The organism is Paraburkholderia sp. BL6669N2 (assembly GCF_003387275.1).
Taxonomy (GTDB): Bacteria; Pseudomonadota; Gammaproteobacteria; order Burkholderiales; family Burkholderiaceae; genus Paraburkholderia.
Map to the genome: position 1 here is coordinate 2,412,943 of NZ_QUNA01000001.1, position 26,523 is coordinate 2,439,465.

The 26,523-nt window shown below is 63.7% G+C and carries 25 protein-coding genes; 11 read left to right on the forward strand and 14 right to left on the reverse strand.

Features of this window, described 5'->3' with window-relative positions; translation table 11 throughout:
• The first annotated feature begins 16 nt into the window (after window positions 1-16).
• Window positions 17-2,671: a DUF6600 domain-containing protein gene (locus B0G80_RS10975; protein WP_116118006.1), complete on the forward strand. Its 2,655-nt coding sequence runs from the start codon at window positions 17-19 to the stop codon at window positions 2,669-2,671.
• Between the two features lie 106 nt (window positions 2,672-2,777).
• Here B0G80_RS10975 and B0G80_RS10980 read toward each other — a convergent pair whose 3' ends face one another.
• Window positions 2,778-3,749 (reverse strand): thymidylate synthase, encoded by a 972-nt coding sequence (locus B0G80_RS10980; protein ID WP_116118007.1) that lies wholly within the window; start codon window positions 3,747-3,749, stop codon window positions 2,778-2,780.
• 287 nt (window positions 3,750-4,036) lie between these two features.
• Window positions 4,037-5,431, reverse strand: a complete 1,395-nt coding sequence (locus B0G80_RS10985; RefSeq protein WP_106283797.1) for a sigma-54 dependent transcriptional regulator — start codon at window positions 5,429-5,431, stop codon at window positions 4,037-4,039.
• Window positions 5,432-5,966: 535 nt separating this feature from the next.
• Here B0G80_RS10985 and B0G80_RS10990 point away from each other — a divergent pair.
• Together B0G80_RS10990 and B0G80_RS10995 are read left to right on the forward strand one after the other, a co-directional pair.
• Entirely contained in the window at window positions 5,967-6,470 is a 504-nt protein-coding gene (locus B0G80_RS10990) for a hypothetical protein (RefSeq protein WP_116118008.1), read from the forward strand.
• 323 nt (window positions 6,471-6,793) lie between these two features.
• A complete protein-coding gene (locus B0G80_RS10995; protein ID WP_106283800.1) occupies window positions 6,794-7,294 on the forward strand; it encodes a dihydrofolate reductase in 501 nt (166 codons plus the stop codon).
• Window positions 7,295-7,454: 160 nt separating this feature from the next.
• On the opposite strand, the gene pmbA is transcribed toward B0G80_RS10995, so the two are convergent.
• The gene (gene pmbA / locus B0G80_RS11000; RefSeq protein ID WP_106283801.1) at window positions 7,455-8,825 is read right to left on the reverse strand and encodes a metalloprotease PmbA; all 1,371 of its coding nucleotides are present in this window, start codon (window positions 8,823-8,825) and stop codon (window positions 7,455-7,457) included.
• 321 nt (window positions 8,826-9,146) lie between these two features.
• Here pmbA and yjgA point away from each other — a divergent pair, with 321 nt between their 5' ends.
• Both yjgA and mog read left to right on the forward strand, forming a co-directional pair.
• The gene (gene yjgA / locus B0G80_RS11005) at window positions 9,147-9,761 is read left to right on the forward strand and encodes a ribosome biogenesis factor YjgA (protein WP_116119626.1); all 615 of its coding nucleotides are present in this window, start codon (window positions 9,147-9,149) and stop codon (window positions 9,759-9,761) included.
• Complete coding sequence (mog, locus tag B0G80_RS11010; RefSeq protein WP_116118009.1) at window positions 9,742-10,386, forward strand: molybdopterin adenylyltransferase; 645 nt, start codon at window positions 9,742-9,744, stop codon at window positions 10,384-10,386. Before yjgA ends, mog begins: the two co-directional genes overlap by 20 nt.
• A gap of 6 nt (window positions 10,387-10,392) precedes the next feature.
• Here the strand turns inward: mog and orn are convergent, their stop codons facing one another.
• Window positions 10,393-11,004, reverse strand: coding sequence for an oligoribonuclease (orn, locus tag B0G80_RS11015; protein ID WP_116118010.1), 612 nt, complete (start codon window positions 11,002-11,004; stop codon window positions 10,393-10,395).
• 145 nt (window positions 11,005-11,149) lie between these two features.
• Here orn and B0G80_RS11020 point away from each other — a divergent pair, with 145 nt between their 5' ends.
• The 3 genes from B0G80_RS11020 to B0G80_RS11030 are packed head-to-tail and all read left to right on the forward strand — an operon-like array spanning window position 11,150 to window position 13,678.
• The gene (locus tag B0G80_RS11020; RefSeq protein WP_106283804.1) at window positions 11,150-12,409 is read left to right on the forward strand and encodes a M48 family metallopeptidase; all 1,260 of its coding nucleotides are present in this window, start codon (window positions 11,150-11,152) and stop codon (window positions 12,407-12,409) included.
• A complete protein-coding gene (gene rsgA / locus B0G80_RS11025) occupies window positions 12,406-13,356 on the forward strand; it encodes a ribosome small subunit-dependent GTPase A (RefSeq protein WP_106283805.1) in 951 nt (316 codons plus the stop codon). Before B0G80_RS11020 ends, rsgA begins: the two co-directional genes overlap by 4 nt.
• A gap of 1 nt (window position 13,357) precedes the next feature.
• On the forward strand, window positions 13,358-13,678 hold the full coding sequence (locus tag B0G80_RS11030) for a putative signal transducing protein (protein WP_106283806.1): 321 nt from the start codon (window positions 13,358-13,360) through the stop codon (window positions 13,676-13,678).
• Between the two features lie 201 nt (window positions 13,679-13,879).
• Here B0G80_RS11030 and B0G80_RS11035 read toward each other — a convergent pair whose 3' ends face one another.
• The 6 genes from B0G80_RS11035 to rpsP form a co-directional block, all read right to left on the reverse strand.
• Entirely contained in the window at window positions 13,880-14,818 is a 939-nt protein-coding gene (locus B0G80_RS11035) for a CobD/CbiB family protein (RefSeq protein ID WP_106283807.1), read from the reverse strand.
• Window positions 14,819-14,931: 113 nt separating this feature from the next.
• On the reverse strand, window positions 14,932-15,654 hold the full coding sequence (locus B0G80_RS11040) for a CoA pyrophosphatase (protein ID WP_116118011.1): 723 nt from the start codon (window positions 15,652-15,654) through the stop codon (window positions 14,932-14,934).
• 92 nt (window positions 15,655-15,746) lie between these two features.
• Window positions 15,747-16,136, reverse strand: coding sequence for a 50S ribosomal protein L19 (gene rplS / locus B0G80_RS11045; protein WP_106283809.1), 390 nt, complete (start codon window positions 16,134-16,136; stop codon window positions 15,747-15,749).
• A gap of 145 nt (window positions 16,137-16,281) precedes the next feature.
• Window positions 16,282-17,049: a tRNA (guanosine(37)-N1)-methyltransferase TrmD gene (gene trmD, locus B0G80_RS11050; protein WP_106283810.1), complete on the reverse strand. Its 768-nt coding sequence runs from the start codon at window positions 17,047-17,049 to the stop codon at window positions 16,282-16,284.
• A 25-nt stretch (window positions 17,050-17,074) separates the two neighbouring features.
• Window positions 17,075-17,803, reverse strand: a complete 729-nt coding sequence (gene rimM, locus B0G80_RS11055; RefSeq protein WP_116118012.1) for a ribosome maturation factor RimM — start codon at window positions 17,801-17,803, stop codon at window positions 17,075-17,077.
• A 120-nt stretch (window positions 17,804-17,923) separates the two neighbouring features.
• Complete coding sequence (gene rpsP, locus B0G80_RS11060) at window positions 17,924-18,178, reverse strand: 30S ribosomal protein S16 (RefSeq protein ID WP_007180912.1); 255 nt, start codon at window positions 18,176-18,178, stop codon at window positions 17,924-17,926.
• A 172-nt stretch (window positions 18,179-18,350) separates the two neighbouring features.
• Here rpsP and B0G80_RS11065 point away from each other — a divergent pair, with 172 nt between their 5' ends.
• The gene (locus B0G80_RS11065) at window positions 18,351-19,535 is read left to right on the forward strand and encodes a sorbosone dehydrogenase family protein (RefSeq protein ID WP_116118013.1); all 1,185 of its coding nucleotides are present in this window, start codon (window positions 18,351-18,353) and stop codon (window positions 19,533-19,535) included.
• A 352-nt stretch (window positions 19,536-19,887) separates the two neighbouring features.
• Complete coding sequence (locus B0G80_RS11070; protein WP_116119627.1) at window positions 19,888-20,355, forward strand: NINE protein; 468 nt, start codon at window positions 19,888-19,890, stop codon at window positions 20,353-20,355.
• 16 nt (window positions 20,356-20,371) lie between these two features.
• Here the strand turns inward: B0G80_RS11070 and B0G80_RS11075 are convergent, their stop codons facing one another.
• Window positions 20,372-21,517 carry a PA0069 family radical SAM protein gene (locus tag B0G80_RS11075; RefSeq protein WP_116118014.1) on the reverse strand — a complete coding sequence of 382 codons (1,146 nt, stop codon included), beginning with the start codon at window positions 21,515-21,517 and terminating at the stop codon, window positions 20,372-20,374.
• Between the two features lie 106 nt (window positions 21,518-21,623).
• The gene (locus B0G80_RS11080) at window positions 21,624-22,112 is read right to left on the reverse strand and encodes an Lrp/AsnC ligand binding domain-containing protein (protein ID WP_116118015.1); all 489 of its coding nucleotides are present in this window, start codon (window positions 22,110-22,112) and stop codon (window positions 21,624-21,626) included.
• A gap of 167 nt (window positions 22,113-22,279) precedes the next feature.
• On the opposite strand from B0G80_RS11080, the gene B0G80_RS11085 reads away from it, so the two are divergent.
• On the forward strand, window positions 22,280-23,566 hold the full coding sequence (locus B0G80_RS11085) for a D-amino acid dehydrogenase (protein WP_116118016.1): 1,287 nt from the start codon (window positions 22,280-22,282) through the stop codon (window positions 23,564-23,566).
• 125 nt (window positions 23,567-23,691) lie between these two features.
• On the opposite strand, the gene B0G80_RS11090 is transcribed toward B0G80_RS11085, so the two are convergent.
• Window positions 23,692-25,482: an acyl-CoA dehydrogenase gene (locus tag B0G80_RS11090; RefSeq protein ID WP_116118017.1), complete on the reverse strand. Its 1,791-nt coding sequence runs from the start codon at window positions 25,480-25,482 to the stop codon at window positions 23,692-23,694.
• Window positions 25,483-25,585: 103 nt separating this feature from the next.
• A complete protein-coding gene (locus B0G80_RS11095; protein WP_116118018.1) occupies window positions 25,586-26,521 on the reverse strand; it encodes an electron transfer flavoprotein subunit alpha/FixB family protein in 936 nt (311 codons plus the stop codon).
• Window positions 26,522-26,523: the final 2 nt, after the last annotated feature.

Here is a 26,523-nt window from a genome sequence, read left to right on the forward strand (position 1 = left end):
CCGTCGGAGCCAAATCATGAGAACAGTCATCCCACACCGCTATTCGAACCGCCGCGTTGTCGGCTGTACGCTGATCGCAGCCGCCACCTTCCTGCTGGCAGGCCAGGCCACCTTTGCTCAGGAAATCGAACAGGCGCCGCAGAGCGCCGCCGCCGCGCAGAACACGGATCCGCCTGGCCGCGTCGCGCGTCTGAACTACACGGCGGGCGCCGTGACCACCGAACCGGCCGGCGCCACCGACTGGTCCTACGCGCAGGTCAATCGCCCGCTCACCACCGGCGACCAGTTGTGGAACGATCAGAACGCGCGCTCGGAGTTGCACATCGGCTCGACTGCGGTGCGCCTCGGACCGTCCACCAGCCTCGATCTGCTCAACCTCGACGACAACAGCGCGCAACTCAAAGTCGCGCAAGGCACATTGTCGGCGCGCGTGCGCGAACTCGCACCGGGCTCGTCCTACGAGATCGATACGCCCAATCTCGCGCTCGGCCTGAACGGCCCCGGCGACTATCGCGTCGATGTCGCACCCGACGGCAGCAGCACGACCGTCACCGTGCGCAGCGGCGGCGCCACGGTATACGGCGACGGCGGCCAGGTGCCGGTCGCGGCCGGCCAGCAGATCCGCATTGGCGGCACCAACCTGCAACAGCTCGCCGACAATGGCGCGCCTGGCCTCGACGCCTTCGACCAATGGGCGGCCGGCCGCGACGCCGCGGAAGACCGCTCGGTGTCGGCGCGCTACGTGTCGCGCGACATTCCCGGCTACCAGGACCTCGACGCCAACGGCACGTGGCAAAGCTCGCCGCAATACGGCGAAGTCTGGGTGCCGCGCGGCACGCCCGCCGGCTGGGCGCCGTACCGCGACGGTCACTGGGTGTGGCAGGCGCCGTGGGGCTGGACCTGGGTCGACGACGCGCCGTGGGGCTTCGCGCCCTACCACTACGGCCGCTGGGCTCAGGTCGACGACTCGTGGGCGTGGGTGCCGGGACCGGTCGCGGTCAGCGAGCCGCCCGTCTACGCGCCGGCCCTCGTTGCCTTCGTGGGCGGCGGTGGCGGCGGCGTGAACTGGGGGGTGGATCTGGCGATCGGCGGAGCGGTCGCCGCCGGCGTCGCGTGGTTCCCGCTCGGGCCGGGCGAGCCGTGGCATCCGCATTGGGGCGGTCACGATCACTGGAGTCCCGGCTACTACAACCGCGTCAACCGGACGACGATCGTCAACAACTACAACCGCAACGTGAATGTGACCAACATTCACAACACATACATCAACTACCGCGCGCCGGGCGCCGTGACCGCAGTGCCGGCGACGGCCTTCGTGCACGGACAGCCGGTTGGGCGCTTTGCCCAGAAGGTCGATCCGCGGCAATGGCGCAACGCGCAGATCAACCCGGGCGGTCCGGGCATCGCGCCGGTGCGGGAGAGTTTCGGGCCGGGCCAGCGCAACGCGAATTACCGGCCGCCGGCGGCGGTGATGACACGTCCGGTGGTGGCAACGCGTAGTCCGGCGATGCCGGCGGCCTACCACGACAGCCTCGCGCAGCGTTTCGCGCAAAGCGGCGGACGGGTGCCGGGCGGCGGTCAGCCTATCGTGCGGGCCTCGGTGCCGGCGCACATGGCGGGCGGACCGGGCGCGCTGCCGGTGCAGAACGTGCGGGTCGTGCAATCGCATATCGCCGGACGTGCGCCGGGGATGGCAGCCGGTGCGCCGGGTGGACCGAATGGGATGCAGCAGCGACCGGGCGAAGCACCGCGCGGCGCAGAGCAGCAAGCGCATCCAGGTGTGCCGCCGGGCGCGCCGGGTGGAGCCGGCGCCATGCAGCAACAGGCCGCTCAGCGGCCGGGCGAAGCACCGCATAGCGGCGAACCGCAAGCGCGGCCAGGCATGCCGCCGCAGATGGCCAACCAGCGGCCGCAGGCTGGCGAGGCGGGTCATCCGTCGAACGGTGTGCCGCGTCCGCCGCAAGCGAACAGCGGCAATCCGGCGGGGTTTGCACAGCAGCAGCGGCAGCGGGGTATGCCGCCGCAGGCGGGTCAGCAGCCAGGCGCGAACCCGGGTTTAAACGAGCGTCACGAGCCCGCCTGGACCCAGCCGCACACGCCGATGGCGCAGCAAGCCCAGCAGCACGGCGGCCCGCAGCCGCAGACAGGACGGCCGGAGTTCGCGGCGCAACAGCCCGGCGCGCAGCAGCACGGTGCGCCGCGTCCCGGGGAGAATCCGGCGGTCCAGCAGCAACAGCAGCAGCCCCGTCAGCAGGAGATTCGCCCCCAACCGCAACCGCCGCAGCAGGCCCAACCGCAGCGTCAGCCTGAGCCGCGGGCGCCGCGTCCGGCAGAAATCCAGGCACAGCAACAGCCGCGTCAGGAATATCATCCGCAGCCCGCGCAGCAACCGATGCAGCCGCCGCGCCAGGAACCGCGTCCGGAGCCGCGTCCACAGCAGGTGCAGCAGCAACCCCGGCCGGAGTTCCATCCGCAGCCGCAGCCTCAACAGCAGCCGCGCCAGCAGCAGGTGCAACAGCAGCCCCGGCCGGAGTTTCATCCGCAGCCGCAACAGCAACCGCGTCAGGAGCCGCATCCGCAGCAGGCGCAGCAGCCGCGTCCTCAGGCACAGCCGCAGCACGGCGACCAGCATTCGGGCGGCGGCAACCACGACGAGCATCGCAAAGGCTGAGCGCCTCCCGCCGGCGAATCGGCACGGAGCGTAAAAAAACCGCCGCGATTCGCATCGCGGCGGTTTTTCTTTATGCGAATGGGCGGCTTGCCGACCCGCCCGACGATCAAACGGCCATCGGCGCCGTGAGCGGCTCATGATGCCGGTAGCCGACCAGCGAGAAATCCGACGGCTCGATCTTTTCGAGCCATTCCGGCTCGTACACGCCGGTCTTCGCATACTCCGGCACGCGCTCCGAGATCGCGAAGGCCGGGCTTTCGTACGGTTCGCGCTTGAGCTGCTGCTGCAACATGTCGAGCTGGTTCTCGTAGATGTGCGCGTCGCCGATGAAATAGGTGAACCAGCGCGGCGTGTAACCCGTCAGTCGTCCGACCAGATGCAGCAACGCCGCGCCTTCGGTCAGATTGAACGGCGTGCCGAGCCCGATGTCATTACTGCGAATGTACAGGCACAGCGAAATCTCCTTCGTCACCACATTGGGCAGGAACTGATACAGCAGGTGGCAAGCCGGCAACGCGATCTGGTCGAGCACAGCGGGGTTCCACGCATGAAACAGAATGCGCCGGTCCGCAGGGTTCTGCATGATCGTGTCCAGACATTGGCGCAGCTGGTCGATCGCCTTGTACAACAGGATTTTGTTAGTGCCGTCTTCCTCGAATTCGGTCACCACCTGGAAGCCGCGTGCGGTCGCGTCGGCCAGCTGCGCGCCCGCGTTCGCGTCCAGCACCTTGTAGGCCGGCCACTGGCGCCACTGCACGCCATATACGTCGCCGAGGTCGTCCGGACCCTGGCGATACGGATTGGCGAGCCATTGCGGATTCTGGTTCGCGTTCGCGTCCCACACCTTGCAGCCGAGATCGCGGAAATCCGCGGCGCTGCGCGAGGCGCGCAGGAACCCGACCAGTTCGCCCACCGCCGATTTGAACGCCAGTTTCTTCGTGGTGACCGCGGGAAAACCTTGCTGAAGGTCGAAGCGCAACATCGCTCCCGGCATGCTGATGGTGCGGATGCCAGTGCGATTCTCCTGCCACGTGCCGGTGTCGAGAATCGTGCGGACGAGGTCGAGGTATTGTTTCATTCGGGTTCCTTCGAGGCGCGTGCGAGTCGATCCGGGCGCCACGGAGATTGAGCGGAAAACCCGATTTTAACAAGCGCGGCGGGACGACGCCCGGTCGTGGCGCGCGGCATCGAAAATATCAAGGGAAAAGGTGAGGCGAAGTGTTGCGACTTTGGCGCGAGCGAACGGCACACGGCCGGTCGCAGGATTGCTCGAAAGGTGCTGAACGCGCTGCCGGAATCCGCTGCTGGAATCCGCTCTTGAAATCGTTTACCGGCCCACGAGACCCGCGAGGCCCGTCAAACGATTTACAGATGCGGCACCGAAGCCGGCAATTCGCCGTGCGGCGTGGCGAGCGGCTCCCCTTCCATATGGCGCATGCCATGTGAGCACAGGAGCCGGTACAACGTAACGCGCGAGATGCCGAGTTCCTGGGCGGCGTCGCCGAGACGCCCGCGGTGACGCAATAGCGCCAGCTCGATCGCCTGACGTTCGGCCGCTTCACGCGCCTGCGCGAGCGACACCGGCACGATCTCCACGTACTCGGCAAGCTCGAGATCGCGCGCCGTGATCGCACGCCCTTCCGACATCACGATGGCGCGCCGCACGCGGTTGATCAGCTCGCGCACATTGCCCGGCCAGCCGTAGTTATGCAGCGCCGCGATCGCGTCCGGCGCGAAGCCGCGCAAGCGACGGCTTGCATCTTTCTTGAAACGTTCCAGCATGTGCCGCGCGAGCAGTTCGATGTCCTTACCGCGTGCGCGCAGCGGCGGTTCATCGATCTGCAATACGCACAGACGGTGGTAGAGGTCGGAGCGGAACCGTCCTTCGATCATCGCCGCCGTCATGTCCACGTGCGTGGCCGAGATGATGCGCACGTCGACGTCGATCGCGCCGTGTCCGCCAAGGCGCTCCACCTTGCGCTCCTGCAGGAAGCGCAACAGGCTCGCCTGGCTTTCGAGCGGCAGGTCGCCGATCTCGTCGAGGAACAGCGTGCCGCCGTTCGCCGCTTCCACCCGGCCGATCTTGCGCTGATTGGCGCCGGTAAACGCACCGCGTTCGTAGCCGAATAGTTCGGATTGCAATAGATGCGGGGGGATCGCGCCGCAGTTGATCGGCACGAACGGCGCATTGCGCCGCGCCGAGCGTTCGTGAATGGCGACCGCCGTCAGTTCCTTACCGGTGCCCGATTCGCCCGAGATGAATACCGGCGCGTCGGTCATCGCCACTTTGCGGATTGAACGGAACAGCGCGAGCATGGCGTCGCACGAGCCGACCATTTCGCCTTCGGCGCCTTGCGATGCATCGTTGGAAGCCGTTTCGCCGAGGGAAATCATGCCGTAGGCGTGACCCACCGAATCGACGATCCTGTCGCCCGAATACGGCACCGTGACGTAGTCGAAACAGTAGTCGCGCACGAGCCGGCGCAACGCGGCGTCTTGCAGTTGTCCCGGCATGGTGGCCGCGACCCAGCCGACATTCGGCATGGTCAGGCAGGATTCGAACGCAGCGATTTCGTGTGGCTGAAATTCGCTAGACAGATCCAGCAGGCCGCCAGCCGCCATTCCGGCGCGAACAGCCCGGCGCACGTCGCGCGCCGACCCCACGACTTCGACATGCCAGCCGCGCTGGTGAAACCGAGTATTCAGCTCCGCGCTCGGATCGCGCGAAACGTAAATCAGTTGCCGCGTTGCGGGTTCCATTATTCAGATCCTCTCGTCAACGAACGTTAAGGATGACGCACGCACCTGAAACGAGTTCAGACACGCTGACTCATTCGGGATTCGCGATATGGCAAAAACCGAACGGCCATTCCATTCCGTGCGGACAGCTGATCCCCAAGAAAGCGGCGTGTGTGTTTGAGACGGCCCGTTAGCGGGCTTTTTTAAATGTGAAGTTCTTTTTCGAGAGCTTACTATACGCGCGCCGCTTGGAAAACAATTATGCGAATTTAATCGCGCACTCCTTACGCTGTGTGGTTTCGCAGGCGATAAACAGTTATTCAGCCGACGAATAAAAGATTAGTGGAAGCGCTTCTCCTTGTGTAGACCGCAAGGTAGTTCGTACCGGCCAAATTAACGAATTACAGGTATTTCCTGCCTATCGTTTCAGCGTTGAAACGTTTTTGTCCCATTTCCGAATTGTGACTTCCACGTTTTCACTCGCATCCTCATCCCTCAATGGATTGCGCGTGATGGCACATGTTTCGCTAATTGCCGTGCACCAGGGAGACACATCATGCAACTCGCTTTCCGCATCGATCTGGGCAGCATTGCACCATGCGCGGCACTTTGCACCGCCATCGCGCTGACCATGCTGCCCATTGGCGCCAATGCACAGGAAGCCGGACAGGCTCTATCCGCCACGCTGACGGAATCCGCCGCCTTCCCAAGCGACGCGCTCGCCACACTCGCCCCACCCGATCCGACGACGTGCGCCGCCAATCTGTTCTCCCGGCTTGCCGCCAACGCGCTGAGCATTCCGGCCGATGCTGCATCGGTGAACGATTTTTCGCTCGACGACCAGGCGCTCGCGCGGCAAGGTGGCGGCGCGGTCGGCATGGTGATGGTGGCCGCCACACCGCAGCTCATGCGCGGCACCGGCGGCAGCGGCAGCGGCAGCGGCAGCGGCAGCGGCAGCGGCAGCGGCAACAACGTGACGCTATGGGACGAGATCGCCCCGCCCGCGCCTTTACCGATTCCGATCGACGCGACGCGCGCCGCCAAGGGCAACGCCGCCTGAATGTTTCGCGTGTGACGCTGTATCGGCTGATGGGTCAGCATGGGTTGCGCGAATAAAGGACCACCGACGAGAAAGCGGCGTCTGCCGCGCACGATAGCGCGCCGGAACGAGGCGGCGCGGGCCGGAGCGGCCGGTGGCGTTTCGTGAACCTGTATGACGCTGCGTGAACCTGGGTGGTCAGGCAGCCGCATCCACTGCGGCGAGCGCGCGGCTTGCCGGGCGCGTTCCGGCCGACTACACGGCCGCCGTGCCGAAACCCGTCGCTGCGGCGCGCAGCCGCGCGTCAGGTAGAATCAGTCCGGTTACGTTCCCCTTTCCATTCGATGACGACGCTCACCCTGATCGTCGCTCGCGCCAACAACGGCGTGATCGGCCGCGACAACCAGTTGCCCTGGCGACTTCCCGAAGATCTCGCGTTCTTCAAGCGCACCACCATGGGCGCGCCCATCATCATGGGACGCAAGACGCACGAGTCGATCGGCCGGCCGTTGCCGGGACGCCGCAACATTGTCGTGACACGGGATGCCGCCCGGCGTTTCCAGGGCTGCGACGCGGCCACCACGCTCGAAGACGCGCTCAAGCTCGCCGCTCAGGATCAGGCGCCGGAAGCGTTTCTGATCGGCGGCGCGCAGTTGTATGCGGAAGGTTTGCGGCAGGCGGACAAGCTGATCATCACCGAGATTTCCGCCGACTTCGAAGGCGACGCCACGTTTCCCGCGCTCGACGAAAACGAATGGGAAGAAGTCGCGCATGAAACGCATCGCGCGGATGCGCCGAACGATTTCGACTACGCGTTCGTGACATATAAGCGCAAAGGCGCTTAAAGGTTTTTTTGGCTCGAGACGACGTTAGCGCCGCGCGCAAAGCAAACAGCCGGCGCCGGCCGTCCGATCATGGATAAAAAACGCCACGCGGCGACTTGCGTGGCGTTCTGCTTTTTACGGGCCAGCTGAAAAACGCTGGCCGGACAGAGGCTAAACCCGCTTACTGCCCCGCGATCGTCATCCGTTCGATCAGCACCGAGCCGGTCTGCTTGGTGCCGCGCGTGATCGTATCCGCGCCGATCGCGACGATGTGGTGGAACATCTCCTGCAGCGTGCTCGCCACCGTGATTTCCTCGACCGGATACTGGATCTTGCCGTTCTCGACCCAGAAGCCCGACGCGCCGCGCGAGTAGTCGCCCGTCACGTAGTTCACGCCCTGCCCCATCAGTTCGGTCAGCAACAGGCCCGTGCCGAGCTTGCGCAGCATCTCTTCGAAGTCGTCCTCGGGACGCGTGTTCGAGCTGCGCAGCGACAGGTTGTGCGAACCGCCCGCGTTGCCGGTGGTCTGCATGCCGAGTTTGCGCGCCGAATAGGTGGACAGGAAATAGCCTTCCACCACGCCGTCTTTCACCACCGAACGCTGCTTGGTGCGCACGCCTTCTTCGTCGAACGGCGCGCTGCCCATGGCGCGCGCGACATGCGGGTCTTCGACCACTTGCACGTGCGGCGCGAACACCGGCTTGCCAAGGCTGTCGACGAGGAACGAGGTCTTACGATACAGCGCGCCGCCGCTCGTGGCTTGCACGAATGCGCCGAGAATACCCGCGGCGAGCGGCGCTTCGAACAGAACCGGCACCTTGCGCGTATCCAGACCGCGCGCGCCGATGCGCGCCAGCGCGCGTTGCGCCGCGTAACGGCCGACCGCTTCCGGATCGGCCAGTTCTTCCGCGCTGCGGGTGGAGGTGTACCAGTCGTCGCGCTGCATGTTGCGGGCGCTGCCCGCAATCGGCGCGCACGCGATGTAGTGGCGCGAGTACGGATAACCCGCCAGGAAACCGCGCGAGGTGGCCAGCACGAATTGCGAGTGCTGTGCCGAGACGCTCGCGCCTTCCGAATTCTTGATCTGCGGATCGGTCGCGAATGCGGCATCTTCCGCGCGGCGGGCGATTTCCACCGCTTCGTCCGCGGACAGATTCCACGGGTGATAGAGATCGAGGTCGCGCGGCGCCGTTTCCAGCAGTTCCGCTTCGGCGAGGCCCGCGCAATCATCTTCCGCCGTGAAGCGGGCGATGTTATAGGCCGCCGCGACCGTGTCCTTCAAAGCCTGCGAAGAAAAGTCCGAAGTGCTCGCATTGCCGCGCTTGTTGCCGATGAACACCGTCACGCCGACCATCTTGTCGCGGTTGTGTTCGATCGTCTCGACTTCGCCGCGCCGCACGGAGACGGACAGGCCGTCGCCTTCGGAAATCTCGGTCGCCGCGTCGGTGCCGCCGAGCGACTTCGCGTGACGAAGGATGTCCGAGGCGATTTCCTTCAGTTCATCCTGGGTATGCGGAAAAAAGCGCTGCTTGACGTCCATGTCTGCTGCCATTGTCGTTGCCGTCCTGTTCGGGGCCGAGCGGCCCTGGGTGGGTTCGCTATATTCGCTGTGTTTGCTGTGTTCGCACCGGTCACGCTCATGCCTGACGCCTGCATGCACGCCCGTGTCTGCGCGTCTGTCCGGCGCGTGTGTCTGGTTGCGTATCCCGCGATCATAGCAAGGTACGCGACGCCGTACCTGGCATTCGCTGCGCCTTGCGTCAGGTCGGCCGAGCGCTGCCAGAGCGCCGCACTGTGATCGCTTCGCAATGCGCGAGTCCTTGCGCGCGGCGGCACCGCGGGTTCGGTGGGCGCGGCACGTTACAATATCGGCATGACACGCAAAACCCGCATTCAACCCATCGAAACCGCCGAGCCGGAAGTCGACGAGAACGGCTACGACCGTCCCAGCAAGTCCCAGCTCAAGCGCGAAATGCACGAGCTGCAGGAACTGGGCTCGGCGCTGATCGCGCTGCCTAAAGACGCGCTCAAGCGCATGCCGATGCCCGAAAAGCTCGACGACGCCGTGCGCGAAGCGCGCCGCATCACCGATCACGAAGGCAAACGCCGCCAGGTGCAATATGTCGGCCGCGTGATGCGCTCGCTGCTGGACGAGGAAACCGCCGCGCTGCGCACCGCGCTCGACACCTATAACGGCGTCAACAAGGCGGAAACGGCCAAACTCCACTGGATCGAGCGCACCCGCGAAAAGCTGCTCGCCGACGACGCCGCGCTGACCGATTTCATTCGCCAGCATCCGAACGCCGACCCGCAACAAGGCCGCACGCTGATCCGCAACGCCCGCAAGGAAGCGCAGCAGAGCAAGCCGCCGCGCTATTTCCGCGAACTGTTCCAGTGGATCAAGAACGCGGACGGACCGTCCGTGCAGACCGATTCCGACGCCGACGACGCCCTGGACGAAGACGACGATGACGACCGCGACGCCTAAGGCAGCACGTCGGCACCACGACGAAATCGTAATCGGCCTCGTGTCGATCAGCGATCGCGCGTCCACCGGCGTGTACGAAGACAAAGGTATTCCGGCCTTGCAGGAATGGCTCGGCGCGGCGCTGACTTCGCCGTGGCAAGTGGTCACGCGCCTGATTCAGGACGACGCGCCGACCATTTCCGCCACGCTGACCGAACTGGTCGACGAGGTGGGCTGCGATCTGGTGCTGACCACCGGCGGCACCGGCCCGTCGCGCCGCGACGTCACGCCTGAGGCGACGCTGGCCGTGGCCACCAAGGAAATGCCGGGTTTCGGCGAGCAGATGCGGCAGATCAGCCTGAATTTCGTGCCGACCGCGATCCTGTCGCGCCAGGTCGCGGTGATCCGCGAAACGGCGGAGCACGCGGCGCTGATCATCAACCTGCCGGGTCAGCCGAAGTCGATCAAGGAAACGCTCGAAGGTCTGCGCGACGCCGAAGCTGGCGGCGCGGTTAAGGTGCCGGGCATTTTCGCCGCGGTGCCATACTGCATCGACCTGATCGGCGGGCCGTATGTGGAAACCAACGCCGACGTGGTGAAGGCGTTCCGGCCGAAGAACGCGCAGCGCGCGCCCCGGCCGGCTTAGGCGATTTTATTCGGCGCCGTTGGCGCTCTCCGGTGCCGACGGAATCAGAAAGTGCTCGCGGTAGTACTTCAGTTCGTCGATCGACTCGTGGATATCGGCCAGCGCCGTGTGCATCGCGCGCTTCTGGAAACCCTTGTAGATGGTCGGCTGCCAGCGGCGGCACAGTTCCTTCAGCGTGCTGACGTCGAGATTGCGGTAGTGGAAGAAGCGCTCCAGATCCGGCATCCAGCGCGCCATGAAGCGACGGTCCTGGCAGATCGAGTTGCCGCACATCGGCGATTTGCCCGGCGGCACGTAGACGCTCAGGAAATCGCGGATCTGTTCGGTGGCGTCGGCCTCGCTCACCGTCGAGGCCTTCACGCGATCGATCAAGCCCGAGCGGCCATGCGTGTTCTGATTCCACTGATCCATTTTGGCGAGCGTCTCGTCGCTCTGATGAATCGCCAGAACCGGCCCTTCAACCAGCCTGTCGAGCGTCGAATTCGTCACCACCACCGCGATTTCAATGATGCGGTCGGAATCGGGCTCGAGCCCGGTCATTTCCATGTCCAGCCAGACGAGATTCATGTCGCTGCGCACGAGCGGCGGCTGTTCGGTGGATGCGAGGATGTCAGTCATGAAGGCAACCCTGAGGGCCGCGCAAACGGCTTGATGCAAGCCCGCCTGCCACGGCGATTGTTCGTTTGAGATTGGTTTGAGCGTGTTCCCGCCGCGCGGCGGGAAGAAACATATAATTCTCGCATAGATACCACGGAATCCCCGGATGCCTACCCTGTACTTCACCGTTCTGTTCGTCGTCGCCGTCGTGGCGATGGTCGGCACCAAACTGTGGCTCGCGTCGCGGCAGATCCGCTTCGTGGCCGGCCATCGTGAGCAGGTGCCGAGCCAGTTCGCCGGCACCATCGCGCTCACCGCGCACCAGCGCGCCGCCGACTACACCGTCGAGCGCACGCGTCTCACCATGATCGAGATCGTCGTCAGCGCAGCCGTGCTGATCGGCCTCACGCTGCTCGGCGGCGTGCAGGCGCTCGATCTGGGCATCTCCGACTGGCTCGGCCGCGGTTACGTCGGCCAGATCGCGCTGGTCGCCGCGGTGATCGCGATCACCAGCGTGATCGACCTGCCGTTCGATTACTACCGGCAGTTCGTGGTCGAACAGCGCTTCGGCTTCAACCGCATGAGCAAAGGCATTTTCTTCGTCGACCGGATCAAGGGCGTGCTGCTCGGCGCCGCGTTCGGCCTGCCGCTGCTGTTCGTCGTGCTGTGGCTGATGAACCAGGCCGGCAGCCTGTGGTGGCTATGGACGTGGATTGTCTGGGTCGCCTTCCAGATGCTCGTGCTGGTGCTGTATCCGTCGTTTATCGCGCCGCTTTTCAACAAGTTCGAACCGCTCAAGGACGAAGCGCTGAAAAGCCGCATCGAAGCGCTGATGCAGCGCTGCGGCTTCGCCGCCAAGGGCCTCTTCGTGATGGACGGCAGCCGCCGCTCGGCGCACGGCAACGCCTACTTCACCGGCTTCGGCGCGGCCAAGCGGATCGTGTTCTTCGACACGCTGCTTGCGCGCCTGTCGGGCAGCGAGATCGAAGCCGTGCTCGCGCATGAACTCGGCCACTTCAAGCGCCGTCACGTGATCAAACGCATGCTCGTCACCTTCGCAATCAGTCTCGCGATGCTCGCCCTGCTCGGCTGGCTCACGCAGTGCGTGTGGTTCTATGAAGGACTGGGCGTGCGGCCGTCGCTGATCGGCGGTAATAGCGGCCTCGCGCTGGTGCTGTTTTTCCTCGCGCTGCCGGTGTTCCTGTTCTTCGTGACGCCGCTCGGCAGCCTCAGCTCGCGCAAGCACGAGTTCGAAGCCGACGCATTCGCCGCAACGCAGACCGACGCGCAAGACCTGGTCAACGCGCTCGTCAAGCTGTACGAGGACAACGCGTCTACCCTGACGCCCGATCCGCTCTACACCGCGTTCTACTATTCGCATCCGCCGGCGTCGCAGCGGATCGACCGCCTGCTGCGGCACGCATGAGCGGCCGCTCCCCGAAAGCGCCGCGCGCGCCGTCCAGCGCACGCGTAGGCGGCCTCGTGGTGGCCGCGCATGGCCGCCACTATCTGGTCGCGCCGGATGACGGCAGCGCCATGCTCCAATGCTTCCCGCGCGGCAAGCGCAGCGAGGTGGCGGTCGGCGATCGCGTGATTTACGAGTTGGCTTCGGCGGATCAGGGCGTGATCGTCGAAATCGGCGAACGGCGCAATCTGCTGTATCGCTCGGATCAGTACAAGTCGAAGTTGTTCGCCGCCAACCTCGATCAACTATTGGTCGTATTGGCCACCGAACCGCATTTCAGCGAAGACCTGCTCGGGCGCGCGCTCGTCGCGGCTGAGGCGAACGAGTTGAAGCCGCTGATCGTGCTGAACAAGACCGACGTCACCGCTGAACTCGCAGGCGCGCGCAAGCGGCTCGAGCCGTATCGCGCGCTGGGTTATACGGTCGTGGAAGTGTCGATCAAGACACAGCCCGAAGCCGCGCGCGCGGCGTTGATCGAACATCTGCAGGGTCATTCGACACTGCTGCTCGGCCAGTCCGGCATGGGCAAATCGACGCTCGTGAATCTGCTGATTCCCGATGCCGAAGTCGCCACCCGCGAGATTTCGACCGCACTGAACAGCGGACGCCATACGACGACCTTCACACGTCTTTATCCATTGCCGGGTAGCGCGGACGGCGAAGGCGGCGCGTTGATCGACTCGCCGGGTTTCCAGGAATTCGGTCTGCACCATTTGACCGAAGGACGCCTCGAGCGCGCGTTTCCGGAGTTCCGGCCGCTGTTGCCGAACTGCCGGTTCTACAACTGCCATCATTTGCAGGAACCCGGTTGCGCGATTCTCGAAGCGGTCGCGGACGGCCGCATCCGCCGCGAACGGCATGCGTTGTACGCGCAACTCGTGCACGAAGCCAGCCAGATCGTGCGCTGACATGAGACTGATGCGCGCGCCGAATCTGATCATCGGCCAGCATTGGGTCAATGTGCTGGCCACCGCCGGCATAGCTTGCGAATTGCACAATCGTTATCTGAACGGTGCGCTGGGGGATATTCCAGCGGATCAGTGTTCGCCGGAGCTTTGGCTCGTCGATGAGCGCGACGAGGCGATGGCGCGTAGGCTGATCGCCGCGGCTTCGCATGGTCCGGCGGCGGGGTCGCCTGGATGGACGTGCCGTCAGTGTGGCGAGGCACTCGAGGCGCAGTTTACGGTCTGCTGGCAGTGCGGGACGGCGCGCGATCCGCTGGATGGGTGACGCGGCTCATCGCCGACCGGCGGATTGCGCACGGCGCCGCGGCATGGACGGAAAAGGCCAGGGGCGGTGCGCCCCCCCTGCACGATTGATTTCCCCATGCCTGAAAAGCGAAACCCTACGCTTCGAAGAAACGTAGGGTTGGGCGACAGACTGACAGCGGATTGCGCTTTCTTTACAGTTAGTAGCGTCGGCTTGGCGACGTTACGCCAGCCACACCGCAATCGTCAGCATCAGCAACAGAATCATCCACAGCACCACCGCGCGCCACACCAGGCCGACGGCGGATTGCAGCGTGCGTGGCGTGCAGTCGTCGCCGACTTGCATCGGGCCGCCGTCGCCAGTGGCGAGCGCGTCGAGGCTTGACGGCTCAGCCAGCGGCCCGCTCAGACGGGCGCCCAGCGCACCGCTACCTGCCGCCAGCAACACGCCGTCGTTCGCGTCCGGCCATTGGCGCGCATGGTTGCGCCATGCATAAATCGCGTCTTCGAAATTACCGACGATCGCAAAACCCATCGACGTCAGCCGCGCCGGCACCCAGTCGATCACGAAGAAAGCACGCTGCGCAAAGCTCGAAAACGCGACGGTGCGATCGTCGACCGGCCGCGCCCACGTGCGCGCCAGATACTCGGCAATCCGGTACAGCACCGCGCCCGCCGGCCCGACCGGAATCAGAAACCAGAAGAACACCCCGAACACATGCCGATGCGAAGCGACCACCGCGTGAATCAGCGTGTGACGCACGATCTCGCTGACCGGCATGTCGACGGTATCGAGCCCGGTCCATTCGCTCAGGACTTCGCGAGCGCGCGGCACGTCGTCATTATTCAACGCGAGGTGGATGTCAGTGAAATAGTGGCTGAACTGGCGGAAGCCCAGCGTGAAGTACAGCACCGCGACGTTCCACAGGAACGCCAACGCAAAGTGAATGTGATACAGCACGTAGTAGACGAGCGCGACGACCAGCGTCCACGGCACCACCACCACGAGCCAGGCGAGCAGGCCATGCTTCGGCTTGCCGGCATCAAATCCGTGCGCTGCCGACTCCGCATGGTATTGAAGCAACGCGGACACCGGGTTATTCGGCGACAACGCGCGTATCTGTTCAATGATCAGAGCCAGCAATACGGAGAAAAAAGTCATGCGATGCGCCGTGCTTTTCGAGTTTTACGATTGTTTTATAACGATAGCACAGGGTCGGATGCCACTGAGCGCCGACCTCGACAAACACCCGACAAGTGCACAACTCATGCGGCTCATGCCGCGAGGAAGCGATAGAAGTTGCGCAGCATGGCGGCCGTTGCGCCCCAGATGAAATGGTGGCTACCGACTTCGCTGCTGCTCTCGTCACCTTCAGCTTCAGCCGATGCGGCGCGCGGATACGGCATCGCGAAAAAGCGGCGCTCGCCGCCTTCATAGCGGAACACGCGCACTTCGTGGTGCGCAGGGTTCATCAGAAACGCGAGCGGCACTTCGAAAACTTCGGCGACCTCGAGCGCGTCCGCCTTCACCGTGAACGGCGGATGCACGAGGCCGATCACCGGCGTCACGCGAAAACCGGTGCCGGTCAGATAGTCGGGCAATGCGCCGAGAATTTCCACACGCGAGGGATCGAGGCCCACCTCCTCTTCCGCTTCCCGCAGCGCGGTTGCGGTGGCGTCGGCGTCGAAGGGTTCATGACGGCCGCCAGGAAAGCTCACCTGACCTGCGTGATCGTTCAGATGGTCGGCGCGCTGAGTCAGCAGGACGGTCAGGCCGTGTTCGCGGACCACCAGCGGCACCAGCACCGCCGCGACTCGCGGATCGGCATGCGTATCGCGCCAAGGCGCATCGACGACCATCTCGGGGGTCCAGTGAAGGCGTTGCTCGAAGCGTGCGCGCAGGCCATCAGGCGTGAGACGGTCGGCCGCCACCGGCGGCAGATCGGCGCCTGTCGCTTCGACAGGCAGGGTTTCAGGCTCAAAGACGGGGCGGGTCAACGGGTCTCTCGAAATGAGCGGATAGGGACATGCCGCTATTTTGACCTGGCAAACAAAAAAGCACCCGCGAGGGGTGCTTTTTCTTACAGCATTTACGCTTCGGCAGCGTTGCGATCTTTCTTCGCAACCAGCTTTTCCTTGATCCGGGCCGACTTGCCCGAACGGTCGCGCAGGTAGTACAGCTTCGCACGACGCACATCGCCGCGACGCTTCACGACGATGCTTGCCAGCAGCGGCGAGTACGTCTGGAACGTACGCTCGACGCCTTCGCCCGACGAAATCTTGCGGACGATGAACGACGAATTCAGACCACGGTTACGCTTGGCGATCACGACGCCTTCGTAAGCCTGAACACGCTTACGCGTACCTTCAACCACGTTCACGCTGACGATCACCGTATCGCCGGGGGCGAATTCGGGGATGGTTTTCTCGCCGAGAGCGCGGCCGATTTCTTCCTGCTCGAGAATTGCAATCAGATTCATCACTGACTCCTAAGTCCATCTTGTCGACGTTCGTACCTGCCTCGTGAAAACACTTGGCTACGGCCCCGATAGAGGATGGGTTCACATCTGGCACCGTGCACGCATGCGCGGCGCCGCCTAATGTCCGCTTGCAAGACCCAAGGCTTTACGCCTTCGACTCTTCCTTCGCGAGACTCGCAAGCCATGCCTCGTCGGCACGGCTCAACATCTTGTTCTTTCTGGCCTTCACGATCAGATCGGGCCGCTTGTTCAACGTATTGCGCAAGGCTTCACGCCGGCGCCACGCCTCGATCTCCGCATGATGGCCGCCGAGCAGCACATCCGGCACACGCACGCCGTTGTATTCCTCGGGGCGCGTGTAATGCGGACAATCCAGCAGCACGTCGACAAAACTATCCTGCACCGCCGACTGCGAGTCGTTAAGCACGCCGGGCAACTGACGCACCACGGCGTCCATCAAGGCCATGGCCGGCAATTCGCCGCCCGACAGCACGAAGTCGCCCAGGCTGACTTCTTCGTCGACGACACGGTCGAGCAAACGCTGATCGATCGCTTCATAGCGTCCACACAACAGGATCAAACCGGGCTCGGCCGCGAACTGCATGACGCGGTCGTGATTCAACGTGGCGCCTTGCGGCGACATCATCACAACGCGCGACGCGCCGATGCCCTGCTCCGCCTGCGCTGCTTTCGCGGCGCCGATCGCGTCTTCCAGCGGTTTCGCCAGCATCACCATGCCGGGGCCGCCGCCGTACGGGCGATCGTCGATCGTGCGGTAGTTGTCGGTTGTGAAATCGCGCGGATTCCACGTACGCAACCCGTAGCGCTCCTGCTTCGCGGCACGGCTGGTGATACCCCAGTCGGTCAGCGCGCGAAACATGTCAGGAAAGAGCGTGACGACATCGAACTGCATCGCTCTCTCCATTCAGCGAAATTATTTAGTAATCAGCTTCCCAGTCGACAGTGATCTGCTTCGCCGCCTGGTCCACCGTTTTGACAAAGACGCCGACGAACGGGATCAAACGCTCGCCGGTGACCGGCTTGCCGCTTTTGTCGGTATCCGGGTATTCGATGCGCAACACCGAGTGCGCACCGTTGTCGATCATGTCTGCAACCTTGCCGAGATTGACCCCTGCAACGTTCACTACATCCAGGCCGAGCAGGTCGACCCAGTAGAACTCGTCGGCTTCGAGAGCCGGAAATTCGCTGCGGCTGATATAGACGCGGGAGCCGCGCAGTGCCAGCGCCACATCGCGGTCAGTGACGCCGCCCAGATGGGCAACCACACTGTCGCTATGCGTTTTCGCCTGCAACGACGGCGCCGATTTGCGCTCCTGGCCTTTAATCAGCCACCAGCGCTTCGCGCTCAGCAACGCATCGCCGCCGTGGCCGGCATCCGCGTGCGCGGCCACCTTGACCCAGCCTTTGAGGCCGTAAGCGTCGACGATTGCGCCGACCTCGACCGCGTCGGCCGGCCAGCTTTCCACCGTTTCCATGCGCATTTCTGTCGCACCAGACCCGGCGTTTGCAACTTGGGCTTTCGCCTTGCCTTCGGCTTTTTCGACCGGCTTGCGGACGAATGCACCGAACGGCGCCTGACCAGACGTCTTCGCGCGCGGGGCTGCTGCCTTTACGCGACCTGAACTGCCGGAATCACGTTCAGACATAAAAACACCTTGAAGAGAACCTCGCTGCCAGCTTCGACGCCTGCTTCAGCAAAACACCTTGCGCACCGCGCTGCTCACGCAAATCGCGCGAACCGACGACGATACGCATGCTAGCCGCCATTAAGCAGCCGGCTGCGCCTTTGCAGCTTCCTTCACGAGGCGCTCAACGGTCGGCGACAGTTGTGCGCCAACGCCTTGCCAGTACGTCAGGCGGTCCTGAGCGATACGGAGGGATTCACCCTTCGTAGCGACCGGGTTGTAGAAGCCAACGCGCTCGATGAAGCGGCCGTCACGACGGTTACGCGAATCGGTTGCGACGATGTTGTAGAACGGGCGCTTCTTGGAGCCGCCACGAGCCAAGCGGATGATGACCATACTAGAATCCTTGAAAACCGGGGTTCGGAACGACTGAAACACGCGATTATAGCGGGAAACCGACGCCATAACAAACACTTACCCGGATAAACTGAACGACGGGGTTGCGCCGGCCGTACAGGCGGGAGCCCGAAACCACGCCGAAACGCCCGAATTACCTGACGGAGCGCCCGTGAAACTCCTGCCGCCAACCGTGTTTTTGCGCGCTTTCTATACCGCCGCCACGCGATTCATCGCCTCGGCGCGCGATTTGCGAAGCCGGGCGCTTCGCACGGGCACGGCCGTGTTACTCACCGCAACTGCCCTGCCATGCCTCGCCGCGCTACCCGTGGACCGAATCAAATTGCCGCCGGGCTTCCATATCGAGGTCTTGTCGGATGCCGTGCCGAGCGCGCGAGCCATGGCGCTCTCGCCGAAGGGCATTCTCTATATAGGCAGCCTCGACGGCCACGTCTACGCGCTCGAATTGCAGAACGGACGTGTGACGGCCCGCCACGTGATCGCTTCGGGCCTGGAAACGCCGGCGGGTGTCGCGTGGCACCAGGGCGCGCTCTATGTATCCGCGGTGTCGAAAATTGTACGCTTCGATGCGATCGATACTCACCTGAACGGTCCGCCCAAACCGGTGGTTGTGATCGACACCTTGCCCACGGAGACGCACCACGGCTGGAAATTCATCGCGTTCGGCCCGGACGGCAAGCTCTACGTGCCGCAAGGTGCGCCCTGCAACGTCTGCCTGAAAGATCGCAACCGTTTCGGGCTGATCGGCCGCATGGACCCGGACGGCAGTCACTACGAGATCGTGGCGCGTGGCATCCGCAATTCGGTCGGCTTCGCGTGGCATCCCGCGACGCATGAACTGTGGTTCACCGACAACGGCCGCGACCTGCTTGGCGACGACGTGCCGGACGACAAGCTCAACCGCGCGCCGCGTGCCGGGATGGATTTCGGCTTTCCGTACTGCCATGGCGGCGACACATCCGATCCCGAGTTCGGCAAGGACCATCCGTGCAGCGCGTTTACGCCGCCCGCGGTCAAACTCGGTGCGCATGTCGCGGCGCTCGGCATGCGCTTTTACGACGGCCCGATGTTTCCGGCCGCGTACCGGAACAGTATTTTTATCGCCGAGCACGGTTCGTGGAATCGCAGCAAGAAGGTCGGCTATCGCGTCGTGCACGTGGTTACGAATCCGGATGGCAGCAATGCCCGCCAGGAGGTGTTTGCCGAAGGCTGGCTGCAATCCGGCGAAACCGAGTGGGGACGTCCCGCCGACGTGCTGCCACTGCCCGACGGTTCGCTACTCATCAGCGACGACTACGCCGGCGCTGTCTATCGCGTTACCTACTCGGCGCCGTAGCCCGCTTCGCGTGGCAAGCAGCGTCAGACGCCGTGCGCTCGAGAAGTCTGGCCAGAATCGAGCGTCGGCACCCACGCCACCTATCCGGCCGGGTTCGGCGCTCGTCACGCCACTCGCCAAGCCAGCCTGATCAGCCGCCGCACCGCCGCCATAATCACGCCCCTAGGACTCGTGGTCAACGCGGCCCCGCCCATGGCTGCCCTACCCTTCACCCTGCGGCAGAGAGCGCCTTCGACCCTGCCGCGACTACCCGTCACGTGACCGGCGGCCCATGGCGGGCGTAGAATGCGCGTCGGTCCGCGCGCGCTGCGCGCCGCTCCTTTCGACCGCCTGTCACTCTGCTCTGGCCTACATGTCCACCCTTGTCTCGACTTCCCCGCGTTTCAGATCCAAGACGATTACCGCCGCACTGGCGTTCTTCTTCGGTAGCCTCGGCGCTCACCGGTTCTATCTGTACGGCATGCGCGACATCTTCGGATGGGCACATGTGCTCGGCACGCTGATCGGCATTCCGGGGGCCATGCTCCTCGTGGCGAGCGAACGCGCTTCGATGCTCGGCTGGGTGCTGGCCTTTCCCGGCGCGATCTCGCTGCTCGCCGCGTTTCTTGCCGCGATCGTCTACGGGCTGCGTCCGGACGAAAAGTGGGACGCGCAATTCAACGCCCAGACCCAGCGCAAAAGCCGCTCCGGCTGGACGGTCATTTTCATCGTGATCTTTTCGCTGCTGATCGGCGCCTTCCTGCTGATGACAGGTCTCGCCATTTCGTTCCAGACGTACTTCGAAAGCCAGGTGCAGGCGGCCAAAGCGCTCTCGCAATGATCCGCCGCGCGTCGCGCTAGAAAAGATTCAGTTGAGGATCGTCGTGTGCCGGCTTATCGGCACGCGGCACGTCGACCGGCCGAAAGTGCGACATATCGAGAATGCCGCGGTCCCGGCGGTTCAACCCCAGACGGCGCACCGCCTTGTGGAATCGCTGCTTGAGCAGATCCGCCCACAAGCCCTCACCTTTCATGCGCGTGGAGAACGAAGAGTCGTAATCCTTCCCACCCCGCATGTCCCGCACGCGACTCATCACCCGATCGGCACGATCTGGAAAGTGCGCCGCGAGCCAATCCTTGAAAAGCGGCGCGACTTCCCACGGCAGACGCAGCACGATGTAGCTCGCGTTGCTCGCGCCGGCTTCCGCGCAGGCCTCCAGCACGCGCTCCATGTCCGGTTCGGTGACGAACGGAATCACCGGCGCGATGCTGACGCCGACCGGAATGCCCGCCTCGCTCAACATGCGGATAGCGCGCAAGCGCCGCGACGGCGTGGCCGCGCGCGGCTCGAGCGTGCGAGCGATCTCGGCGTCCAGCGTGGTGATGGTGATGGCCGCCATGAATTGCCCGCGCGCCGCCATGGGCGCCAACAGATCGAGATCGCGTTCGATCAGCGACGACTTGGTGATTGCCGCAAACGGATGCTGACGTTCGCTGAGCACTTCGATCACCCTGCGCGTGAGCCGCAGATCGCGCTCGACGGGTTGCCAGGCGTCCGTATTGACGCCCAACGCGATCGGCTCCGGCACATAGGACTTCTTCGACAGTTCCCGCTCGAGCAACTCCGGCGCATTAATCTTGGCGTAGATCCGGCTTTCGAAGTCGAGGCCCGGCGACAGTCCCAGATAAGCGTGCGTGGGCCGCGCAAAACAGTAAATGCAGCCGTGCTCACACCCACGATACGGGTTCAACGACACGCTGAACGGAATATCCGGCGACGCATTGTGCGTAAGAATGGTCTTGGCACGTTCTTCGAAGACCTGCGTGCGCAAGACCTTGGGCTCGTCATCGTCTTCCGGCGCCGACAGCCAGCCGTCGTCCACCGCTTCGCGCTGGTCGACTTCGTAGCGGCCTTGCAGGTTCGTCACCGCGCCACGGCCTTTGCGAGGCGCGGGCGGCGCGATCGGAAATTCGTTGACGAAGTGGGGGTCGGAGTCGGTCACGGCCGGAACACATAAAAACGCAAAATGGAAAAACGGCGCAAAACACCTGTACAAATATACAGTGTTTACGCCGTTTGTCGAGCCCCGCCGAGTGCTGTCGCGCGGATCAATCCCCTACCGGAATCGTCAGTGTTTCCTTGATCTCCTCCATCACCACGTAGCTCTTCGACTGCACCGCGCCGGGCAGTTGCAGCAGGATGTCGCCTAGCAGCTTCCGGTAATCGGCCATTTCGCCGATGCGCGCCTTGATCAGATAGTCGAAATCGCCCGACACCAAATGGCATTCCAGCACCTCGGGGATCTTCTGCACCTCCCGGCGGAACTGGTCGAACATGTTGCCGCTCTTGTGATCCAGCGTGATCTCGACAAATACCAGCAGCGCCGCGCCCAACTCCGGCGGATTCACGCGCGCGTGGTAGCCGGTGATCACGCCATCGCGCTCCATCCGCTTGACGCGCTCGATACATGGCGTGACCGACAGTCCAACCTGTTCGGCCAGGTCCTTCATGGCGATGCGGCCGTCCTGCTGCAGCAGCCGCAGGATCTTGCGATCGAGTTTGTCGAGGGCCCGGACCGGTTGGCGCTGTGTACGCATGGTGTTTTTGCTGAAAATCTTGAAAATACAATAACAAAACCTGCCTGACTGTTAATAGTATAGCGGTTAACACTGGGCGATCCGCGATACACCTTGTTAATCGAACGAATTCCACCGAATCGACAAGCGCACCGTCCTCAGACCTCATTTGAATACCTGGAGCATCTATGCGAGTCGTCATTTTGGGCAGTGGCGTCGTCGGCGTGACCAGCGCGTATTACCTGGCGCGCGCGGGACACGAAGTGACCGTGATCGATCGCGAGGCCGGCCCGGCGCTCGAAACCAGTTTCGCCAATGCCGGCCAGATCTCGCCGGGCTACGCGTCGCCGTGGGCCGCGCCTGGCGTGCCGCTGAAGGCCGTCAAGTGGATGTTCCAGAAACACGCGCCGCTGGCGATCCGCCTCGACGGCACGCAATTCCAGTTGCAATGGATGTGGCAGATGCTGCAGAACTGCACGTCGTCGCGCTATGCGGTGAACAAGGGGCGCATGGTTCGCCTCGCCGAATACAGCCGCGACTGCCTGCAAGCGCTGCGCGCCGAAACCGGTATTCAATATGAAGGCCGCACCGGCGGCACGCTCCAGGTGTTCCGCACCCAGCAGCAATTCGAAGGCGCCGCGAAAGACATCGCCGTGCTGCAGGAAGCCAATGTGCCGTATGAATTGCTGTCGCCGGCCGAACTCGCGCGGGCCGAACCGGCGCTCGCCGCGGTGTCGCACAAGCTGACCGGCGGTCTGCGCCTGCCGGGCGACGAAACCGGCGACTGCCAGATGTTCACCACGCGCCTCGCCGCGCTGGCTGAGGAACTGGGCGTCAAATTCCGCTACAACACGCCGATCGACGCACTCGCAATGGCCGGCGACCGCATCGCCGGCGTGAAGTGCGGCGAAGAACTGGTGCGCGCGGATTCGTTCGTTGTCGCGCTGGGCTCGTATTCGACCGGCTTCCTGTCCGGTCTCGTGAAGATTCCGGTTTATCCGCTCAAGGGTTATTCGATTACCGCGCCGATCGTCAACGAAGCGTCGGCGCCGGTGTCCACGGTGCTCGACGAAACCTACAAGATCGCGATCACGCGTTTCGACGACCGGATTCGTGTGGGCGGCATGGCCGAGATCGTCGGCTTCGACAAATCGCTGCGCCAGGCGCGCCGCGAAACGCTGGAACTGTGCGTGAACGATCTGTTCCCGGGCGGCGGCGATACGTCGAAGGCGACCTTCTGGACCGGTCTGCGCCCGATGACGCCGGACGGCACGCCGATCGTCGGCCGCACTCCCGTGCCGAACCTGTTCCTCAACACGGGCCACGGCACGCTGGGCTGGACGATGTCGTGTGGTTCGGGCCAACTGCTCGCCGACGTGATGTCGGGTAAGCAACCGGCCATCAAGGCCGACGATCTGTCGGTGCATCGCTATCTCGGCGAAGTGGGTGCCGCGCATCGCCCGGCTTATGCCTAAGTTTTAGCAGCGACGCTTCACCAGAACGGTAGCGCTGGTTCGTGATCTCACAAACCAGCGCCACAAAAACAAACGGCGACTGTCAAGGCGCCGTTTGTTTTTTTCAAGCGTAGTGAAAAGCCGCGTCAGAACTGATCTTCCGACAAAGCCAGCACACTCTCTCCACCCTTCGCGTTGACAATCGACGCCTCGAACGCCGACGCCAGTGGCAGCACATGCTCGGCGTAAAACTGCGCGGTCGCGATCTTGGCGCCGTAGAACGAAGGGTCTTCGTCGCGCTTTTGAGCCGCCACCAGCAACGCACGCGCCATCTGCCAGCCGCCCAGCACGACGCCCGCGAGTTTCAGATACGGCACGCTGCCGGCGAACACCGCGTTCGAATCGCCCTTCGTATTGGCGACAACGAAATCCACCGCCGCGCCTAACGATTGATGGCCCTGCGCGAGGTACTTCTTCATCGAGTCGAACGCCGGGCCTTGCTGCGCGCCGAGTGCCTCGATTGTCGCAGCCACTTCGGCGAGCAGCGACTTCGCCACCTTGCCGCCGTCGCGCACGGTCTTGCGGCCGATCAGGTCGTTGGCCTGAATCGCGGTCGTGCCTTCGTAGATCGGCAGAATGCGCGCATCGCGGTAGTACTGCGCGGCGCCGGTTTCTTCGATAAAGCCCATGCCGCCGTGTACCTGCACGCCGAGGCTCGTGACGTCGATCGACAACTCCGTGCTCCAGCCCTTCACGATCGGCACGAGGTATTCATAGATCGCCTGATGCTCCGCGCGCTTTGCTTCGTCGGGATGACGATGCGCGATGTCGCAGTGCGCCGCGGCCACATAAGCCAGCGCGCGCGATGCTTCGGTGAGGCCGCGCATGGTCGCGAGCATTCGGCGCACGTCGGGGTGCTGAATGATCGCGACTGATTGCTTCGCGGAACCATCCACGGGACGGCTTTGCACGCGATCTTTCGCGTACGCCACCGCTTTCTGGTAAGCGCGATCCGCAATGCCGACGCCTTGCATGCCGACAGCAAAACGGGCCGCGTTCATCATGATGAACATGTACTCGAGACCGCGATTCTCTTCGCCGATCAAATGACCGATCGCGCCGCCGTGGTCGCCGAATTGCAGCACCGCGGTCGGGCTCGCCTTGATGCCGAGCTTGTGTTCGATCGACACGCAATGCACGTCGTTGCGCTCGCCGAGCGAACCGTCTTCGTTGACGAGAAACTTCGGCACGATGAAGAGCGAAATGCCTTTCACGCCTTCCGGTGCATTCGGCGTGCGCGCCAGTACGAGATGCGCGATGTTCTTCGCCATGTCGTGCTCGCCCCACGTAATGAAAATCTTCGTGCCGAACAGCTTGAACGAACCGTCGCCCTGCGGCTCGGCGCGCGTACGCACCAGCGCGAGATCGGAACCGGCCTGCGGCTCGGTCAGGTTCATCGTGCCGGTCCATTCGCCGGAAATCAGCTTGGGCACATAGGTTTGTTTTTGCGCTTCCGTGCCGGCGGTGAGCAGCGCTTCGATCGCGCCGTCGGTCAGCAAAGGACACAGCGCGAACGACAGGTTCGACGCGTTGAGCATTTCGACGCACGGCGTCGCGATCAGCTTCGGCAGGCCCTGGCCTTCGTAGTCGACGGGATGTTGCACGCCTTGCCAGCCACCTTCGCCGAACTGGCGAAACGCTTCCTTGAAGCCGGGCGTCGCGGTGACCACGCCGTCTTTCCAGCTGCTCGGATTGCGATCGCCTTCGACATTCAGCGGCGCCAGCACGCCGCCGCACAGTTTCGCCGATTCTTCGAGGACGGCTTGCGCCGTTTCGAGGTTCGCGTCTTCGAAGCCCGGCAAGCTCGCGATGTCTTCGAGACCGGCCAGTTCTTTCATCACGAACAGCATGTCCTTGATGGGCGCCGTATAGCTCATTTCAGTTCTCCTCCCGCTTCTGATATAAAAAAAGGGCGCTGGACTCGATCGGTCCCGCGCCCTTCCTGTGCTGCCAGACGCCTTTTATGCGGCGTTACGGCGCTTAGCCGAGTTCGCTAACGAGCTCGGGCACGAGCGTGAACAGATCGCCCACCAGTCCGTAATCGGCGACGCTGAAGATCGGCGCCTCTTCGTCTTTATTGATCGCAACGATCACCTTGCTGTCTTTCATCCCGGCCAGATGCTGGATCGCGCCCGAGATGCCGACGGCGATGTACAGCTGCGGCGCGACGATCTTGCCGGTTTGTCCCACTTGATAGTCGTTCGGTACGAAGCCCGCGTCGACCGCGGCACGCGATGCGCCGAGTGCTGCATTCAGTTTGTCCGCCAGCGGTTCGAGGACCTTCGTGTAATTCTCGCCGTTGCCCAAACCGCGGCCGCCCGAGACGATGACCTTCGCCGACGTCAGTTCCGGACGGTCCAGCTTCGTCACTTCGCGGTTGACGAAGGACGAGATACCGCTGTCCGCCGCGGCTTCGATTTTCTCGACCGTTGCGCTGCCGCCTTCAGCTGCGACTGCATCGAAACCCGTCGTGCGGACCGTGATGACCTTGATCGGGTCAGCCGATTGCACGGTGGCGATGGCGTTGCCGGCGTAGATCGGGCGCTCGAACGTGTCCGGGCTATCCACCGCGGTGATATCGCTGATCTGTGCGACGTCGAGCTTCGCTGCGATACGCGGCGTGATGTTCTTGCCGTAGGCCGTTGCCGGCGCGAGGATGTGCGAATAATCCTTCGCGATGTTCAGCACCGTCGCTTCAATGTTTTCCGCGAGGCCCGCTTCGAGTTGCGGCGCGTCAGCCAGCAATACTTTGCTCACGCCTGCGATCTTCGCTGCTGCATCCGCCGCGGCTTGCGCGTTGTGCCCTGCCACCAGCACGTGAATGTCGCCACCAATCTTCTGTGCCGCTGCGATCGTGTTCAGCGTCGCGGCCTTGATCGACGCGTTGTCGTGTTCCGCAATTACCAGATTCGTCATTT